Origin of the sequence: Paraeggerthella hongkongensis, from assembly GCF_003726035.1 — a bacterium.
In the GTDB taxonomy this organism is placed as follows: domain Bacteria; phylum Actinomycetota; class Coriobacteriia; order Coriobacteriales; family Eggerthellaceae; genus Paraeggerthella; species Paraeggerthella hongkongensis.
The window spans coordinates 1-14,734 of the sequence record NZ_QICD01000021.1; the positions used below are offsets into that span (position 1 = coordinate 1).

Annotated in this window: 18 protein-coding genes and 1 pseudogene; 17 read left to right on the forward strand and 2 right to left on the reverse strand. The window is 61.5% G+C overall.

Annotation, left to right across the window (positions count from 1 at the left end; all coding sequences use genetic code 11):
* The first annotated feature begins 136 nt into the window (after positions 1 to 136).
* The 3 genes from DMP08_RS09255 to DMP08_RS09265 are packed head-to-tail and all read left to right on the forward strand — an operon-like array spanning position 137 to position 5,670.
* On the forward strand, positions 137 to 838 hold the full coding sequence (locus DMP08_RS09255) for an ABC transporter ATP-binding protein (protein ID WP_123192628.1): 702 nt from the start codon (positions 137 to 139) through the stop codon (positions 836 to 838).
* A 10-nt stretch (positions 839 to 848) separates the two neighbouring features.
* A complete protein-coding gene (locus DMP08_RS09260) occupies positions 849 to 4,328 on the forward strand; it encodes an FtsX-like permease family protein (RefSeq protein ID WP_123192629.1) in 3,480 nt (1,159 codons plus the stop codon).
* A 46-nt stretch (positions 4,329 to 4,374) separates the two neighbouring features.
* A complete protein-coding gene (locus DMP08_RS09265) occupies positions 4,375 to 5,670 on the forward strand; it encodes a trigger factor (protein ID WP_123192630.1) in 1,296 nt (431 codons plus the stop codon).
* Positions 5,671 to 5,751: 81 nt separating this feature from the next.
* On the opposite strand, the pseudogene DMP08_RS09270 reads toward DMP08_RS09265, so the two are convergent.
* Positions 5,752 to 6,426 (reverse strand): annotated as a pseudogene (locus DMP08_RS09270) (EAL domain-containing protein); the annotation flags it as partial.
* A gap of 15 nt (positions 6,427 to 6,441) precedes the next feature.
* Positions 6,442 to 7,704, reverse strand: a complete 1,263-nt coding sequence (locus DMP08_RS09275) for a GGDEF domain-containing protein (RefSeq protein WP_123192632.1) — start codon at positions 7,702 to 7,704, stop codon at positions 6,442 to 6,444.
* Positions 7,705 to 8,428: 724 nt separating this feature from the next.
* Here DMP08_RS09275 and rplB point away from each other — a divergent pair.
* The 14 genes from rplB to rplR all read left to right on the forward strand — a co-directional run bounded on the left by rplB (position 8,429) and on the right by rplR (position 14,726).
* Positions 8,429 to 9,259 carry a 50S ribosomal protein L2 gene (gene rplB / locus DMP08_RS09285; RefSeq protein ID WP_114567133.1) on the forward strand — a complete coding sequence of 277 codons (831 nt, stop codon included), beginning with the start codon at positions 8,429 to 8,431 and terminating at the stop codon, positions 9,257 to 9,259.
* Between the two features lie 22 nt (positions 9,260 to 9,281).
* A complete protein-coding gene (rpsS, locus tag DMP08_RS09290) occupies positions 9,282 to 9,557 on the forward strand; it encodes a 30S ribosomal protein S19 (RefSeq protein WP_123192634.1) in 276 nt (91 codons plus the stop codon).
* Positions 9,558 to 9,569: 12 nt separating this feature from the next.
* Positions 9,570 to 9,911: a 50S ribosomal protein L22 gene (gene rplV / locus DMP08_RS09295; protein ID WP_114567135.1), complete on the forward strand. Its 342-nt coding sequence runs from the start codon at positions 9,570 to 9,572 to the stop codon at positions 9,909 to 9,911.
* A gap of 5 nt (positions 9,912 to 9,916) precedes the next feature.
* Positions 9,917 to 10,630, forward strand: a complete 714-nt coding sequence (gene rpsC, locus DMP08_RS09300) for a 30S ribosomal protein S3 (protein ID WP_114567136.1) — start codon at positions 9,917 to 9,919, stop codon at positions 10,628 to 10,630.
* Positions 10,631 to 11,053 (forward strand): 50S ribosomal protein L16, encoded by a 423-nt coding sequence (gene rplP / locus DMP08_RS09305; RefSeq protein WP_114567137.1) that lies wholly within the window; start codon positions 10,631 to 10,633, stop codon positions 11,051 to 11,053. It abuts the gene before it with no gap.
* Positions 11,054 to 11,248: a 50S ribosomal protein L29 gene (gene rpmC, locus DMP08_RS09310; protein WP_080803034.1), complete on the forward strand. Its 195-nt coding sequence runs from the start codon at positions 11,054 to 11,056 to the stop codon at positions 11,246 to 11,248.
* 28 nt (positions 11,249 to 11,276) lie between these two features.
* Positions 11,277 to 11,537: a 30S ribosomal protein S17 gene (gene rpsQ / locus DMP08_RS09315; protein ID WP_123192635.1), complete on the forward strand. Its 261-nt coding sequence runs from the start codon at positions 11,277 to 11,279 to the stop codon at positions 11,535 to 11,537.
* 52 nt (positions 11,538 to 11,589) lie between these two features.
* On the forward strand, positions 11,590 to 11,958 hold the full coding sequence (gene rplN / locus DMP08_RS09320) for a 50S ribosomal protein L14 (RefSeq protein ID WP_114567139.1): 369 nt from the start codon (positions 11,590 to 11,592) through the stop codon (positions 11,956 to 11,958).
* A 14-nt stretch (positions 11,959 to 11,972) separates the two neighbouring features.
* A complete protein-coding gene (rplX, locus tag DMP08_RS09325; protein WP_123192636.1) occupies positions 11,973 to 12,293 on the forward strand; it encodes a 50S ribosomal protein L24 in 321 nt (106 codons plus the stop codon).
* Positions 12,294 to 12,416: 123 nt separating this feature from the next.
* Positions 12,417 to 12,968, forward strand: a complete 552-nt coding sequence (gene rplE / locus DMP08_RS09330; RefSeq protein ID WP_114567141.1) for a 50S ribosomal protein L5 — start codon at positions 12,417 to 12,419, stop codon at positions 12,966 to 12,968.
* Positions 12,969 to 13,077: 109 nt separating this feature from the next.
* Positions 13,078 to 13,263: a type Z 30S ribosomal protein S14 gene (locus DMP08_RS09335; RefSeq protein WP_009306343.1), complete on the forward strand. Its 186-nt coding sequence runs from the start codon at positions 13,078 to 13,080 to the stop codon at positions 13,261 to 13,263.
* Between the two features lie 107 nt (positions 13,264 to 13,370).
* Positions 13,371 to 13,769 carry a 30S ribosomal protein S8 gene (gene rpsH, locus DMP08_RS09340; protein WP_114567142.1) on the forward strand — a complete coding sequence of 133 codons (399 nt, stop codon included), beginning with the start codon at positions 13,371 to 13,373 and terminating at the stop codon, positions 13,767 to 13,769.
* 16 nt (positions 13,770 to 13,785) lie between these two features.
* Positions 13,786 to 14,325 (forward strand): 50S ribosomal protein L6, encoded by a 540-nt coding sequence (gene rplF, locus DMP08_RS09345; RefSeq protein WP_114567143.1) that lies wholly within the window; start codon positions 13,786 to 13,788, stop codon positions 14,323 to 14,325.
* A 32-nt stretch (positions 14,326 to 14,357) separates the two neighbouring features.
* Positions 14,358 to 14,726 carry a 50S ribosomal protein L18 gene (gene rplR, locus DMP08_RS09350; protein WP_114567144.1) on the forward strand — a complete coding sequence of 123 codons (369 nt, stop codon included), beginning with the start codon at positions 14,358 to 14,360 and terminating at the stop codon, positions 14,724 to 14,726.
* The last annotated feature ends 8 nt before the right edge of the window (positions 14,727 to 14,734 follow it).

The following is a 14,734-nucleotide window of genomic DNA, read 5'->3' on the forward strand; positions in this document are numbered from 1 at the left end:
CCGCACTTCCACCCGCCCGCGCGCCCGTCTTGCCGCGTGGTTGTCGAATTGGTTCGGAAGCGCGTCCGCAGCTGGTACGGGCAGGGTCGTTGGTGTATCGTGAGGGTTCGGAACAATCGCAAGGGAAGGAGCCGCCGTGGCATTCGTTGAGTTTCGCGATGTGCGCAAGGTGTACCGCATGGGCGAGGTCGAAGTGGCCGCCGTCGACGGCATGACCTTCGACATCGAACGCGGTGAGCTTGTGGTGGTGGTTGGTCCTTCCGGCGCCGGCAAGACGACGCTTTTGAACATGCTCGGCGGCATGGACGGGTGCTCGTCGGGCACCATCATGTTGGACGGCCGCGAGATCAGCGCCTTCTCCGAAAAGGAACTCACGTACTATCGGCGTTACGACATCGGCTTCGTGTTCCAATTCTACAACCTGGTGCAAAACTTGACGGCGCTTGAAAACGTGGAGCTTGCCAGCCAGATTTGCAAGGACCCGCTTGACGCGGCTACGGTGCTTGCTCAGGTGGGGTTGGGGCATCGATTGGACAACTTTCCGGCGCAGCTTTCCGGCGGCGAACAGCAGCGCGTGGCCATCGCGCGCGCCCTGGCGAAGAACCCGAAGCTGCTTTTGTGCGACGAACCCACAGGGGCGCTCGACTATCAAACGGGCAAGGCTATTCTGAAGCTGTTGCAGGACACGTGCTACAACACCGGCAAAACCGTCGTGCTCATCACGCATAACTCGGCGTTCACCAGCATCGCTGATCGCGTCATCCATATTCGCGAGGGTCGCGTAGCCAGCGCGCAGGTGAACGAATCGCCCGTATCCGCCGAATACCTCGAGTGGTAGTCGGTCCGTTATGAAAAACGCGTTCGCCAAAGAAACGGTTCGCTCGATCACCCATTCGCTCGGGCGCTTCTTGGCCATTGCGGCAATCGTTGCTCTAGGGACGGGGTTCTACGCCGGCCTTCGCATGACGGCTCCGGACATGAAGCTGGCTGCCGACGAGTTCTTCGACGGCACGGCGTTGATGGACGTGCGCGTTCTGTCGACGATGGGCCTCACCGATGCCGATATCGCCGCGTTGCGCCAGGTGGACGGCGTGGAGTCCGTTATGCCCGCGTACGAAACCGACGTCATGGTTCGCGTTGGCGACGAGCAATACGCTACGCGCGTGCATTCGCTGCCTGCGTCCGCGTCCGAAAGCGACACGTCCGACGGCGTGCATGCGCGCTCTGATGATCCCGACTACCTCAACCGTCCCATCCTGGTGGAGGGCTCGTGGCCGGAGCGAGCGGGCGAGTGCGTGCTGTCGGCAAATCTTGTGGTGAACTCGGGCGCGCGCATCGGCGATGCCGTTACCGTTGTCGAGGGCGTTCAAGACGTGGACGAGACTTTGACAACGCGCACGTACAAAGTGGTCGGACTCGTGAACGCTCCGTACTACGCCACATCGTCGAGCATGGGCTCGACCACGCTGGGAACCGGCTCCATCCAGCAGTTCATGTACGTTCCGCAAAGCGATTTCTCGGCAGACCTTCCCTTTACGGAGGCGTTCGTCACCGTAAAGGGCGCAGCGGACGAGCGTGCCTCGAGCGAGGCGTACGACGCGCGCGTGGCCGCGGTGGAAGATCGCATCAAGGAGATAGCTCCCGAGCGCGAGCAGGCGCGCGTGGACGGCCTGAAAGAAGAAGCTCAGAAGCGGCTCGATCAGAAGCGCGCGGAATACGAATCGCAGAAGATGGAAGTGCAATCGCAGCTTGACCAGGCGAAGCGGCAGCTCGACGACGCGGCTGCGACCATCGCCCAAAGCGAGCAGCAGCTCGCCGACGGCCAGGTCGAGCACGATCGCGGCACGGCGCAGCTTGCCGAGCAGCAGGAGAGCGCGCGACAGCAGTTTTCGAGCGCCGAGCAGCAGATAGCCGACGGCCAAGCGCAAGTCGACGAAGCTCGCCCGCGCATCGAGGCGGCGTCTGCGCAGCTGCAGGATGCGTGGGCCCAGTGGCAGCAGGGAGCGGATGCGCTGGCTGACGCACAGGCCCGGTGGCAGCAGCAGTCCGACGCGCTCGATGCGGGCGTGCACCAGGCAGAGCGGTCGATCACCGACCTGAACGCCCGCATCGCCTTCCTGGAGGAACAGCTGCAGACCGTAACCGATCCGGTCGAAATCGAGAGGCTTCAGGCTGAAAAGGCGGCCGCCCAGACGGCGCTTGCAAGCGCCCAGGCCACGCTCGACGCCTTGAACGCGCAGAAGCCCGCGCTCGATCGGGCGCGCGAGCAGCTTGAGGCGCAGCAGCGCCAGGTCGACGCCGCGCAATCGGCTCTTGCGGGGCAGCAAGCTGCTTTCGACCAGCAAAAAGCGCAGTTCGACGCAAACGTGCAGCAGCTCGATCAGGCGCGATCGGAGCTGTCGGCCGCTCGCGTGCAGGCGGATGCCCAGATAGCCGCTGCGCAGCGGCAGCTTGAGGCGGCTGCCGCCCAGCTGGAAAGCGGTCGCAGCCAGCTTGAGCAGGGCAAAGCTGATTACCAGAGCGGCCTTGCCGAGTACGAACGCCAGAAAACCAAGGCGAGCGACAAGCTGGCCGATGCCGAGCGCCAGCTGACCAAGGCCCAAAAGCAGATCGACGACCTGGCTGCTCCCGAGTGGATGGTCATGGACCGCGACGCGAACTACGGCGTTGCCAGCTTCGAAGCCGACGCGAACCGCGTGGACAGCATCGCGCAGGTGTTCCCCTTCATCTTCTTCTTGGTGGCCGCGCTGGTGGCGCTGACTACCATGACGCGCATGGTGGAGGAGGAGCGCGCGCTGATCGGCACGTTCAAGGCGCTGGGGTACCGGAGGGGGCGGATCGCGGGGAAGTACCTGGTCTATGCCGCGGTAGCTAGCGGCGCGGGCAGCCTCGTGGGCGTTGCGGTGCTGTCGCAGGTGCTGCCGGCGGTCATTATGAGGGCTTACGGCATCATCTACTTCGTGCCCAACCTGCCGATCCCGCTTCCGATCGATCCCTTCTTCGCGCTGCTGTCCGCCGGCATGGGCGTTGGGGTCACGCTGGCGGCCACGCTGGCGGCTGCGGTCGCGACGCTGCGCGAGCGCCCTGCTTTGCTCATGCTGCCGCGCGCCCCGAAGGCCGGCAAACGCATCCTGCTCGAACGGGCCACTCCGTTGTGGAAGCGCCTTTCGTTTACGTGGAAGGTGACGTTTCGCAACCTTTTCCGCTACAAGAAGCGCTTCGTCATGACGGTGATCGGCATCGCGGGATGCACGGCGCTCCTGTTGACGGGGCTTGGCCTGTCCGACGCTATCAATGACATCATCGATAAGCAGTTCCGCGATCTGACCAAGTACAACGTGACCATCACGCTCGATGACGACGCGTCGAAGGAAAGCCGTCAGGCCGTAGACGCCGTGCTGGATGATTCGCGTTTGGCAAGCGGGCACGCTGCGGTGGATCGCCAAAACCTGTTGGCAAGCGGGCCCGGCAAATCCGACGTGCGCATAGAGCTGGTAGTCCCTCAAGAGCCGGGCTCGTTCCGGCAATTCTTCGATTTGCGTACACGCGTGGGCCACCATCCGGTCGAGCTTGCCGACGACGGCTTGGTGCTGGCCGAGAAGCTGGCGGATGAACTGGGGGTTTCGGCGGGCGATACGGTTAGGTTGACCGAGCAGGACTCTATTGGCAACGCCACCAACACGTCGTACGAGGCTACGGTTACCGGCGTGGTGGAAAATTACGTGTACAACTACGCGTTCATGGGCCCGAAGCTCTACGAGCGCCTGACGGGGGAGGCCCCTACGTTTTCGACCGTCCTGACCATTGCGTCCACGGATTCTTCGGCGCGCGCGGACCTGGTTGAAACGCTGCAGGCAACCGACGGCGTGAAGACGGTGGCCAGCAACGATGAGACCATCGACGCGTACCATGACATGCTTTCGAGCGTGAACATGATCGTCGTGGTGCTGGTGGTTGCCGCCGCCGCACTCGCGTTCATCGTGCTGTACAACCTCACGAACATCAACATCACCGAGCGCATGCGCGAGATCGCCACGCTCAAAGTGCTCGGATTCACTCCGCGCGAAATGAACGCCTACATCTTCCGCGAGACGTTTTTGCTGGCTGCCATCGGCTGCGCGGTAGGCTTGGTGCTCGGCGTGTGGATGGAGGGGTTCGTCGTGGTGACGGCCGAGGTGGACCAGGTGATGTTCGGCCGCACCATCCACGCGCTGAGCTTCTTATGGGCGTTTTTGCTCACCATGCTGTTTACTTTGCTGGTCATGCTGGCTATGCGCGGCAAACTAGCCCGCATCGACATGGTCGAAAGCCTCAAGTCCAACGAGTAATGCGCTACAATAGCCCATTGACGATCGCTACAGAAGGGGACCCCTTATGAAGGTAACTGAGAAGAAGCTCGAAGACGGGCTTATCCTGCTCGACGCCGTTGTTTCCACGGCGGAAGTGAGTCATGCGCTTACCATGGCCCAGTACGGTTTTGCCCAGCAGATGGGGATTCAGCCTCAGCCGGGCAAGCCGGTGGCGCAGGCCGTCGAGGAGCAGATGGGCATCAAGGATCTTGACGCTATCGTGCAGCAGCAGGCTATCGAGTATCTGGTGCCGTTCGCGATCGACAAGCGCAACATCATGCCGGCGTATCCGCCTCAGCCGAAAGCAAAAGAGCCTCTCAAGCGGGGTCAGACGTTCTCGTTCGAACTGCGCGTTGCTCCTAAGCCGGAGTACGAACTGACCTCGTACGACCAGGTAACCATCACCGTTCCGTCGTTGGAAGTTCCCGAATCCGAAGTTGACGCGCAGATTGCGCAGATGGCTGAGAGCTACGCGGAGTTCGTGGCCGACGAGCCCCATCCTGTGGGTGCCGGCGACAGCATGATGCTGGCGCTCGAGGCGTTCCAGGGAGGCAAGCGCATAGACAACCTGTCGACGGACGGCCGCACGTACCTGATGGGGATGGGCTTGATGCCCGAAGCGTTCGAGAGCAACCTCATGGGCATGGAGGTGGGGGAGACCAAGTCGTTCTCGTTCGAACTCCCCACCGGCGCAGGCGAGCAGGTCGAGACGATGGACTGCACGGTGACGATCAAAGAGATCCAGAAAAAGATCGTGCCGGAGATCGACGACGCATGGGTGGAGAAGAACATGCCCATGTACCGCAACGCTGCAGCTTTGCGCGGGGGCATCGCCGATCGCATTCACGCTGATTACATGGCGCAGTACGAAGGGTTCAAGATGCAGATGGTCGCAGCAGAGCTGGGCAAGCGCTTCCAGGGCCGCATCGCCGACGAAGTGTACGAGTCCATGCGCTCCACGCTCATGTCGAACCTGCGCGGTCAGCTTCAGCAGCAGGGCGTTCCGTTCGAGCAATTCGTGGAAAGCCAGGGCGGCGAGCAGCAGTTCGGTATGATGACCATGATGCAGACGCGAGAAATGCTTGTGCAGGGCTACGCTCTTGACGCTTTGTTCCGCCATGAAAAGATGACGCTGACCGACGAGGACATCGAGGCGGCTTGCCGTCAGATGAACCCCCAAAATCCGAAGGCCGCTCGTCGCGAAATGGAGGAGAGCGGTCGTGGCTTCGCTCTGCGTGAGGCTGCCGAGCGCATGAAAGCGAACCGCTGGCTTCTCGAGCACGCTATCGTGAACGTGGAGCAGCCGGCTGTCGCCGAATAGCGCGCAACCGATCCGTTTCGGCGATTCGACGAGACAAGGCCCTCGACCGTTCCGGTTGGGGGCCTTTTTACGCGGTATGCCTCATTCGCTTCGGTCGTGCGCGGCGATCAGCGCCGCCGCTTCGTCTGCCGGCAGCGGCTTCGAGAACAGGTAGCCCTGCATGAGCGTGCAGCCGCAGTCGTTGAGCAGCGCGCGGTGCTCGGGGGTTTCCACGCCTTCGCACAGCACGAACGATCCCGTAGATGCGAAGCATGCCACCAAGTGCTCCAGGAACAGGCATGTTTGATGGCCGGCGGAAGCCGCTTTCAGTATGCTCTTGTCCAGCTTGACCACATCGAAGGGAAGCTCGAGCATCAGCGCGACGTTCGAATAGCCGGTTCCAAAATCGTCAAGGTAGAAGCGCACCCCCTGTGCGTTCATGTCGTCCATGAACGCATGGACCATGTCGGGGTTCGCCGCGATAGCGCTCTCGGTCACCTCGATGCGCAGGAACGAGGGCGGTATGCCGTGCTCGCGCACGGTCTTGAGCACCGTTTCGGCAAGGTCGCTCTGCATGAATTGCACCGCGGAGAAGTTCACGGAGACGCCCCGAAAAGACGTGTTCGGATGCGCGGCAAGATACGCTGCGACGAACGAGCATGCCTCGTCGAGGACGATGCCCGTCAGGCTCGTTATGAGTCCCGTTTGCTCGGCGATGGGGATGAACTCGCTGGGGGGTATGGCCCCAAGCTGGCTGTCGGCGAGGCGGCATAGGGTTTCCGCTGCAACGAATTAGCCTGCCGTTTCTTCCCAGATGGGTTGGAATTGCACGCTCAGGCTTCTCGTTGCGATGGCTTTGCGCAGGATGTCGGCGATGGCGCTGCGGCGGTGTATCTCGTCGATCATGCCGTGCGAGCAGGTGCAGACAACGCCCGGTTCAAGATCTTTCGCCCGCTCGACGGAGTATTCCAGCGCGGCTGTCACATCGTGGGGATTGCTCGCAACGGCGGGGTAGGCTACGGTTCCCATGACGAAGTTGACGGAATAGGCGTGCTCTCCCAGATGCCAGGGCGCTCCCAGGCATCGCTTCAGATCGTCGAGCAAGCGCCTGGTTGCAGTTTCCAGGTCGGCATGTTCGCAAGATCGCCCGTCGAGCACGAACGCGAACTCGTCTCCGCCGTAGCGGTACAGGTTCGCCCTTCCCTTGATCGAGTCCAAGAAGCCGGCGAATTCCTGCAAAAGACGGTCGCCGTTGTCGTTTCCGAATCGGTCGTTGATGAACTTGAAGTTCGAGAGCGATACCAGCACGGCGGAGAACGGTCGGTTTCGATCGTGCAGCAGCGATACCATGGACAGGAATTCTTGACGGTTGGGGATGCCCGTCAAAAGGTCGATGGAGAGGCGCTTGTTCTGCAGATAAAGATAGATGATCAGCAGCGTGCATGCTGCAGCCGATCCGGACAGAAGCTGATTGGGGAACAACTGCTGCACGAAGACCACGACGACGGCCAGCAGCGGGAACACGACCAGTATCTTCCGCGCATCCGGTCGCAGGGACGTGCGGGCGACCGCTACGACGAGGATGCAGGCCATGCAGTAGAAGTACGCCACCGCATACGCTGCGTGGTAGTAAGGCCCGCGATAGTAGACGCCGGCATCGTCGATGAAGAAAAACCAGCCGGTTGCGGCATTGGCGACAACGCAGAGGGCGTACGCAAGGCAGGGGAGCGCGCACAGCAGCAGCGCGACGCGGCTTATCGGCCGGGCTTCGCTTACCACTGCCGCGGCATAGTAGAAGTACATGGCGGCCAGAAAGGGCGTCAGCGCGAAATGAGCAGCGGTCGCCGCCCAGGTGAGCGCCCAGAGGCTTTGGGGCGCGTACATGATGAGGTACGCCGAGACCAGGTTCGCCACGCTCGCCGCTATCGTTGTTGCCAGGCATGCGCGAAACATCCGGTTTTTGAACGACGGGACGTCGCGGCTTTTCCAAGAGTACACCGAAATGACGAGCACCACGATGAGGGCGACGATTTCGGGCAGGGTGTTCCATGTCATGGGCGGCTGACTTTCTTCGCGGTGGTGCCGGTCGAACGGTAAAGCTCGCTTCAGTCTTCACAGCATTGTATCCCTTCGCACGGCGAAGCGCGGGCGCTTTCGCCGCATGGTACGGCAAAGGACTCCATGCGCTGCTTGCCGCTTTTTGGGCGCGAATTGCCATAGATGCCCATTCGCCGGCCGCTGCGCTTCGTCGTGTCAAAACGAACGAGTTTTGCGGCGATTTTTCGCTTCCGAACCGATGAGCCTGCAGGGGCGTCTTGCAAAGTGCCAGTTCACGGGCTTACACGCCTTCTTTATCCTTGTTTGAGGACCAGCAAAACTCGTCCGTTTTGACAGAACCTGGATGTAGTCCCGCCGCAGTCCGTCCCGCCGCAGTCCGTCCCGCCAAAACCCCCGCACAAGCCGCCGCCGCAGTTCGCAACCCCGCCGCTCCCGACAAATTCCGCGCTCGGCGGATCCTGCTTGCGTGTCTTGTGTTCAGGTTGTGTGCGAGGGGGTCCTTGAATGGCCATCAGGAAATACTTCTTGAAAGAACAGCGGATTCTGCGTATAATTCTCGGTTGCGTCTGGACTTTGATGGATACACCCGGGCGCGTGGCATACCGGAGTCACGGGGGCCCAGCCTCCCCAAGGTTCCCGGAGGCAATCGGAGCCACGAAGAGACAAAGGGTTTTCGGTGTACGGAGAGGCGTGCGAGCGATAACCCGCAGAAAGGAAAGAAATGGGAGTCAAACAGTACAAGCCGACCAGCCCCGGCCGACGCTTCCAGACGGTCTCGGATTTTGCCGAGATCACGACGGACAAGCCGGAGAAGTCCCTGCTTGCGCCCCTGTCTAACAAGGCAGGTCGCAACAACTACGGCCGCATCACCACCCGCCACCAGGGTGGCGGCAACAAGCGCCGTTACCGCATCATCGACTTCAAGCGCAACAAGGACGGCGTGCCCGCGAAGGTCGCTACCATCGAGTACGACCCGAACCGCTCGGCCCGCATCGCCTTGCTGCACTACGTCGACGGCGAGAAGCGCTACATCCTGCACCCGAAGGGGCTGCGCGTGGGCGATATGGTCATGAGCGGCGTCGAGGCCGACATCAAGCCGGGCAACGCTTTGCCGCTGGCCAACATCCCCGTCGGTACGCTCATCCACGCGGTTGAGCTGCAGCCGGGCAAGGGCGCCGCTATCGCCCGTTCCGCCGGCACCAGCATTCAGCTCATGGGCAAGGAAGGCAACTACGCCATCCTGCGCATGCCTTCCTCCGAAATGCGTCGCGTGCTCATCACCTGCCGCGCAACGGTGGGCGAAGTGGGCAACGCCGAGCACTCGAACATCAAGATCGGCAAGGCCGGCCGTAACCGTTGGAAGGGCATCCGTCCCTCCGTCCGCGGTACCGTCATGAACCCGGTCGACCACCCGCACGGCGGCGGCGAGGGCAAGAACAAGTCCGCTGGTCGTCACCCGGTCACCCCGTGGGGCGTTCCCACGAAGGGCCATCGCACCCGCAATCCCAAGAAGGCTTCGAGCCGCTTGATCATCCGCCGTCGCAAGAAGTAGCGCAAAGCGTTAAGGAGTAATAGTGAGTAGAAGTTTGAAGAAGGGTCCTTTCGTTGAACCGCGCCTTCTCGGTCGTATCGAGGCAATGAACGCGGCGGGCGAGAAGAACGTCGTTAAGACCTGGTCGCGCTCGAGCACCATCTTCCCGGACATGGTGGGTCACACCATCGCCGTCCATGATGGCCGCAAGCATGTGCCGGTATACGTTACGGAATCCATGGTCGGCCACAAGCTGGGCGAATTCGCCCCGACCCGCACGTTCAAGGGTCACTCCGCCGACAAGGGCAAGAAGAAATAGAAGGGGTGAACAATGGAAGCTAAAGCTACTGCACGCTACGTCCGCGTTTCGCCCCGTAAGGCGCGCATCGTCATCGATCTGATCCGCGGCAAGTCTGTGCCTGCTGCTCGCGAGATCCTGCTGTTCTCGGACCGCGCTATCGCCGAAGTCGTTGCCAAGGTGCTCGACTCCGCTGTGGCCAACGCCGAGAACCAGCATCACGTGCGTCCCGAGACGCTCGTCGTGAAGACGGCCTTCGCCGACGAAGGCCCCACGTACAAGCGCATTCGTCCGCGCGCTAAGGGTTCCGCGTCGCGCATTCGCAAGCGCACGAGCCACATCACCATCATCGTTGCACCGCGAGAGGAGGCATAAGCCGCATGGGTCAGAAAGTAAGCCCCACCGGGTTCCGCCTTGGCATCACCGAGGAATGGCGTAGCCGCTGGTACGCCGACAAGGATTACGCCAAGAACCTGGAAAACGACTTGGCCATCAGGAAATTCCTGGACAAGCACCTTGCCCGTGCCGCCGTCTCCAAGGTTGAGATCGAGCGCGCCGGCGACAAGATCAAGATCATCATCACGACCGCTCGTCCGGGCGTTGTGATCGGCAAGAAGGGCGCCGAGATCGATTCTCTGCGCAAGAAGCTGGAGAAGGTTGCCAACGGCCCCGTCAGCATCGAGGTCATCGAGGTCAAGCGCCCCGAGCTCGACGCAGAGCTGATCGCTCAGTCCGTGGCCGAGCAGCTGGTGGGCCGCGTTGCCTTCCGTCGCGCCATGCGCAAGGCTGTTCAATCCGCCCGCAAAAGCGGTGCCAAGGGCATCCGTATCCAGTGCTCTGGCCGTCTGGGCGGCGCTGAGATGAGCCGTCGCGAGTGGTATCGCGAGGGTCGCGTGCCGTTGCACACGCTGCGTGCCAAGATCGACTACGGTTTCGCCACCGCTGCTACCACGATGGGTTCCATCGGCGTGCAGGTGTGGGTGTACCACGGCGAAGTGATGCCTGGCCAGAAGGCGCCGCAGCCGGCGCTCGAGGGCAGCTCCCGTCCGAGCCGTCCCCGTCGCAACGATCGTAACGATAGGAGGGCGAAGTAAATGCTCGTACCTAAGCGCGTTAAGCACCGCAAGGTGCAGCGTGGCTCCATGAAGGGCCAGGCCAAGGGCGGTACCCGCCTGAATCACGGCGAATACGGCATCCAGGCGCTTGAGGCCCATTGGATCACCAACCGCCAGATCGAGGCCGCTCGTATCGCCATGACCCGTCACATGAAGCGTGGCGGTAAGGTTTGGATCACCATCTTCCCGGACAAGCCGATCACGAAGAAGCCGGCTGAAACCCGCATGGGTTCCGGCAAGGGCAACCCCGAGGCGTGGGTCGCGGTCGTTAAGCCCGGCCGCATCATGTTCGAAATCGCCGGCGTCGACGAGGAAACCGCCAAAGAGGCGCTTCGTCTGGCCATCAACAAGTTGCCCATCAAGTGCAAGATTGTTTCCAAGGAAACGGAAGGGCAGGAATAAATGAAAGCAGCAGAGATCCGTGAGCTGTCTGCCGACGATTTGCAGGCGAAACTCAAGGAAGCGCGCGCGGAGCTTTTCAACCTGCGCTTCCAGATGGCTACGAGCCAGCTTGACAACACCGCCCGCGTGAAGCAGGTCAAAAAGGACATCGCACGCATTCAGACCGAAATGCGCGCCCGCGAGCTGAACGCTTAGGCTTGTCGGTAAGGAAGGTTGGATATACATGAGCGAAGATCGCAACTCCCGTAAGGTCCGTCAGGGCGTCGTTGTAAGCGCCGTGAACGACAAGACCTGCGTGGTGCAAGTCAAGGAGCGCAAGCCGCATCCGGTGTACGGCAAGATGATGACGACGACGAAGAAGTTCCACGCCCACGACGAGAACAACGAGGCTGGCGTCGGCGATACCGTCCAGATCATGGAGACCCGTCCGCTGTCTAAGATGAAGCGCTGGCGTCTGGTGAAGATCGTCGAGAAGGCCAAGTAGTCCGACGCGAATATTCGCTTCAGACTACCGAGATGAAAGTTAGGTTAAAGCAATGATTCAGATGCAAACCATGCTCGCAGTGGCCGACAACTCCGGCGCTCGCAAGGTGCAGTGCATCAAGGTCCTGGGCGGCTCCAAGCGCCGTTACGCAGGACTGGGCGATGTCATCATCTGCAGCGTCAAAGAAGCGGCGCCGAACACCAACGTCAAAAAAGGCGATGTGGTGCGCTGCGTGGTCGTGCGCGTGAAGAAGGAAGTGCGTCGCAACGACGGTAGCTACATCAAGTTCGACCAGAACGCCGCCGTGCTCATCGATACGAACGGCGCCCCCCGCGGCACGCGTATCTTCGGGCCCGTTGCTCGCGAGCTGCGCGATAAGAAGTACATGAAGATCGTGTCCCTGGCACCTGAGACGCTCTAAGGAGGTGTGCGCCAATGAATAGCATGAACATCAAAAAGGGCGATAAGGTGAAGGTCCTGTCCGGCAAGGACAAGGGCAAGGAGTCCACGGTTCTTCGCGCTCTTCCGCAGAAGCAGCGTGTGGTTGTCGAGAAGGTCGGCGTCGTCAAGAAGGCGCTGCGTCCGACGCAGCAGAACCCTCAGGGCGGCATCGCATCCGTCGAGGCTCCCATTCACGTGTCGAACGTGATGCTGGTGTGCCCGGCCTGCAAGCAGCCCACCCGCGTGTCCAAGCGTTTCACCGACGAGGGCAAGAAAGTCCGCGTCTGCAAGAAGTGCGGCAAGGATATCGACTAGAATAAGCAACGGAGGAGCCGCGGCGGCAACGCCGGGCCCCTCCGAGGTTATGGCCCCGGTCGAATGCGGCTAGGGACGCAGGGTCGGAAATCCTGCGTTTAATTCATCGAAAGGATTGAAAGCATGACTGCTCCTCGTTTGAAGGAAAAGTACAACACCGAGATCGTTGCCAAGCTCGAGAAAGAGCTGGGCGTCGACAACATCAACAAGGTTCCGCGTCTTGAGAAGATCGTCGTGAACATGGGCGTGGGCGCCGCTGCCGGCGACCACAAGCTGCTCGACTCCGCCATGAACGACATGCGCATCATCACGGGCCAGCAGCCCTGCGTGACGCGTGCCAAGAAGTCCATCGCTGGCTTCCATGTGCGCGAGGGCCAGCCTATCGGCTGCAAGGTCACGCTGCGTGGCGACCGCATGTGGGAGTTCCTGGATCGTCTGCTGGCGACCGCTCTGCCTCGCGTGCGCGACTTCCGCGGTATCTCCCCGACCAGCTTCGACGGTCGCGGCAACTACACGATGGGCATCACCGAGCAGCTGATCTTCCCCGAGATCGACTACGACAAGGTCGACCGCACGCGCGGCATGGACATCACGTTCGTGACCACGGCGGAAGAAAACGATGCTGCCTTCGCGCTGCTCGACGCGCTGGGCTTCCCGTTCAAGGATAAGGAATAACACTCTCGTTGTCCGTCCTAAGGCCGCTGGTTCGGCGGTCTGCGTTGAAACGTGCTCTCGAGCCTTCCGATTAAGCCAGGAAGGCTGGATATAAGAAAGAAGGATTTGCATGGCTAAGAAATCGATGGTCGCCAAGGCCAAGCGCGAGCCGAAGTTCTCGACGCGCCAGCACAATCGCTGCACGCGCTGCGGACGTCCCCGCGCCTACTACCGCAAGTTCGGCCTGTGCCGTGTCTGCTTGCGCGAGCTGGCCAACAAAGGCGAACTGCCCGGCGTGACCAAAGCTTCGTGGTAAGCCACAGGTAAAGGTACGCATGGGTGTGCCACGGTTCAGGCGGAGGCGTTATGGGCGCCGACGAACCGAACCGCTCGGCTCATCACGAACCAAAGGAGAAATCAACTATGACCATGACCGACCCTATCGCAGACATGCTTACGCGCGTGCGTAACGCAAACTCTGCCGGCAAGACGACGGTTTCCATGCCGTCGAGCAAGAAGCTTGTCGAGATCGCCCGCATCATGCAGGAAGAGGGCTATGTCCAGGGCTATGACGTGATCGACGGCGAGCCGCGCGCTACGCTCGAGATCACGCTCAAGTACGGTGACAAGAAGGCCAAGACCATCCGCGGCATCAAGCGCATTTCCAAGCCGGGTCTGCGCATCTACGCCGGCAAGGATGAGCTGCCCCGCGTCCTCGGCGGCCTCGGCACTGCCATCATCTCGACGAGCAACGGCGTGATGACCGACCGCGATGCCCGCAAAAAGGGCATCGGCGGCGAAGTCGTCGCGTACATCTGGTAGGAAAGGGAGGTTTGATATGTCTCGTATCGGCAAACAGCCCGTTACCGTTCCTGCCGGCGTCGAAGTGATCATCGACGGCAACGCCGTGACGGTGAAGGGCCCGAAGGGCGAGCTCGCACGCGAGTTCAGCCCCATGATGACCATCGTTCAGGAAGGCGAGGAGATCATCGTTTCTCGCCCCAACGACAGCCGCGAAGCGAAGAGCCTGCACGGTCTTACGCGTACGCTCGTCTCCAACATGGTGGAGGGCGTTTCGAACGGGTATTCCAAGAAGCTGCAGCTCGTCGGCGTTGGCTACCGTGCCGCGCTCAAGGGCAAGGATCTCGAAATGCAGCTGGGATTCTCCCATCCGGTGCTGGTAGAGGCCCCCGAGAACATCACGTTCGAGGTGCCGAGCCAGACCGAGATCATCGTGTCCGGTATCAGCAAGGAGCAGGTCGGCCAGGTGGCGGCGAACATCCGCAAGTGGCGTAAGCCGGAACCCTACAAGGGCAAGGGCATTCGCTACGAGGGCGAGCACGTCCGCCGCAAGGTTGGCAAGGCTGGCAAGGACTAGGCGCGCGAGCGTAACTGATCGAAGGGATTATCATGAAGAAGCTTCAGAAAAAGCAAGCTGCGCTGGCTCGCCGCCATCGTCGCGTGCGCGGGAAGATCTCCGGCACGCCGGTTCGCCCCCGCCTCTGCGTTACGCGCAGCAACAGCAACATCTACGTGCAGTTCGTCGACGACGTCGCCGGCAAGACCCTGTGCGGCGTTTCCACGCTCGGTCCGGACTTCAAGGCCACGGGCAAGAGCGGCGCGACCGTCGAGGGCGCTGCTGCTCTGGGCGAGATCGCTGGCAAGAAGGCACAGGACGCCGGTATTACGGAGGTCGTGTTCGATCGTGGCGGCAACCTGTATCACGGGCGCATCAAGGCTTTGGCCGATGCTGCTCGCGAAGCAGGCCTGAAATTCTAGAAGGGGTA

What these genes read in the sequence shown, in the direction of transcription:
- DMP08_RS09260 (WP_123192629.1), top strand. Translation starts at nt 849, where the DNA reads ATGAAAAACGCGTTCGCCAAAGAAACGGTTCGCTCGATCACCCATTCG.
- DMP08_RS09265 (WP_123192630.1), top strand. Translation starts at nt 4,375, where the DNA reads ATGAAGGTAACTGAGAAGAAGCTCGAAGACGGGCTTATCCTGCTCGAC.
- DMP08_RS09275 (WP_123192632.1), bottom strand. Translation starts at nt 7,704, where the DNA reads ATGACATGGAACACCCTGCCCGAAATCGTCGCCCTCATCGTGGTGCTC.
- rplB (WP_114567133.1), top strand. Translation starts at nt 8,429, where the DNA reads ATGGGAGTCAAACAGTACAAGCCGACCAGCCCCGGCCGACGCTTCCAG.
- rplV (WP_114567135.1), top strand. Translation starts at nt 9,570, where the DNA reads ATGGAAGCTAAAGCTACTGCACGCTACGTCCGCGTTTCGCCCCGTAAG.
- rpsC (WP_114567136.1), top strand. Translation starts at nt 9,917, where the DNA reads ATGGGTCAGAAAGTAAGCCCCACCGGGTTCCGCCTTGGCATCACCGAG.
- rplP (WP_114567137.1), top strand. Translation starts at nt 10,631, where the DNA reads ATGCTCGTACCTAAGCGCGTTAAGCACCGCAAGGTGCAGCGTGGCTCC.
- rpmC (WP_080803034.1), top strand. Translation starts at nt 11,054, where the DNA reads ATGAAAGCAGCAGAGATCCGTGAGCTGTCTGCCGACGATTTGCAGGCG.
- rpsQ (WP_123192635.1), top strand. Translation starts at nt 11,277, where the DNA reads ATGAGCGAAGATCGCAACTCCCGTAAGGTCCGTCAGGGCGTCGTTGTA.
- rplN (WP_114567139.1), top strand. Translation starts at nt 11,590, where the DNA reads ATGATTCAGATGCAAACCATGCTCGCAGTGGCCGACAACTCCGGCGCT.
- rplX (WP_123192636.1), top strand. Translation starts at nt 11,973, where the DNA reads ATGAATAGCATGAACATCAAAAAGGGCGATAAGGTGAAGGTCCTGTCC.
- rplE (WP_114567141.1), top strand. Translation starts at nt 12,417, where the DNA reads ATGACTGCTCCTCGTTTGAAGGAAAAGTACAACACCGAGATCGTTGCC.
- DMP08_RS09335 (WP_009306343.1), top strand. Translation starts at nt 13,078, where the DNA reads ATGGCTAAGAAATCGATGGTCGCCAAGGCCAAGCGCGAGCCGAAGTTC.
- rpsH (WP_114567142.1), top strand. Translation starts at nt 13,371, where the DNA reads ATGACCATGACCGACCCTATCGCAGACATGCTTACGCGCGTGCGTAAC.
- rplF (WP_114567143.1), top strand. Translation starts at nt 13,786, where the DNA reads ATGTCTCGTATCGGCAAACAGCCCGTTACCGTTCCTGCCGGCGTCGAA.
- rplR (WP_114567144.1), top strand. Translation starts at nt 14,358, where the DNA reads ATGAAGAAGCTTCAGAAAAAGCAAGCTGCGCTGGCTCGCCGCCATCGT.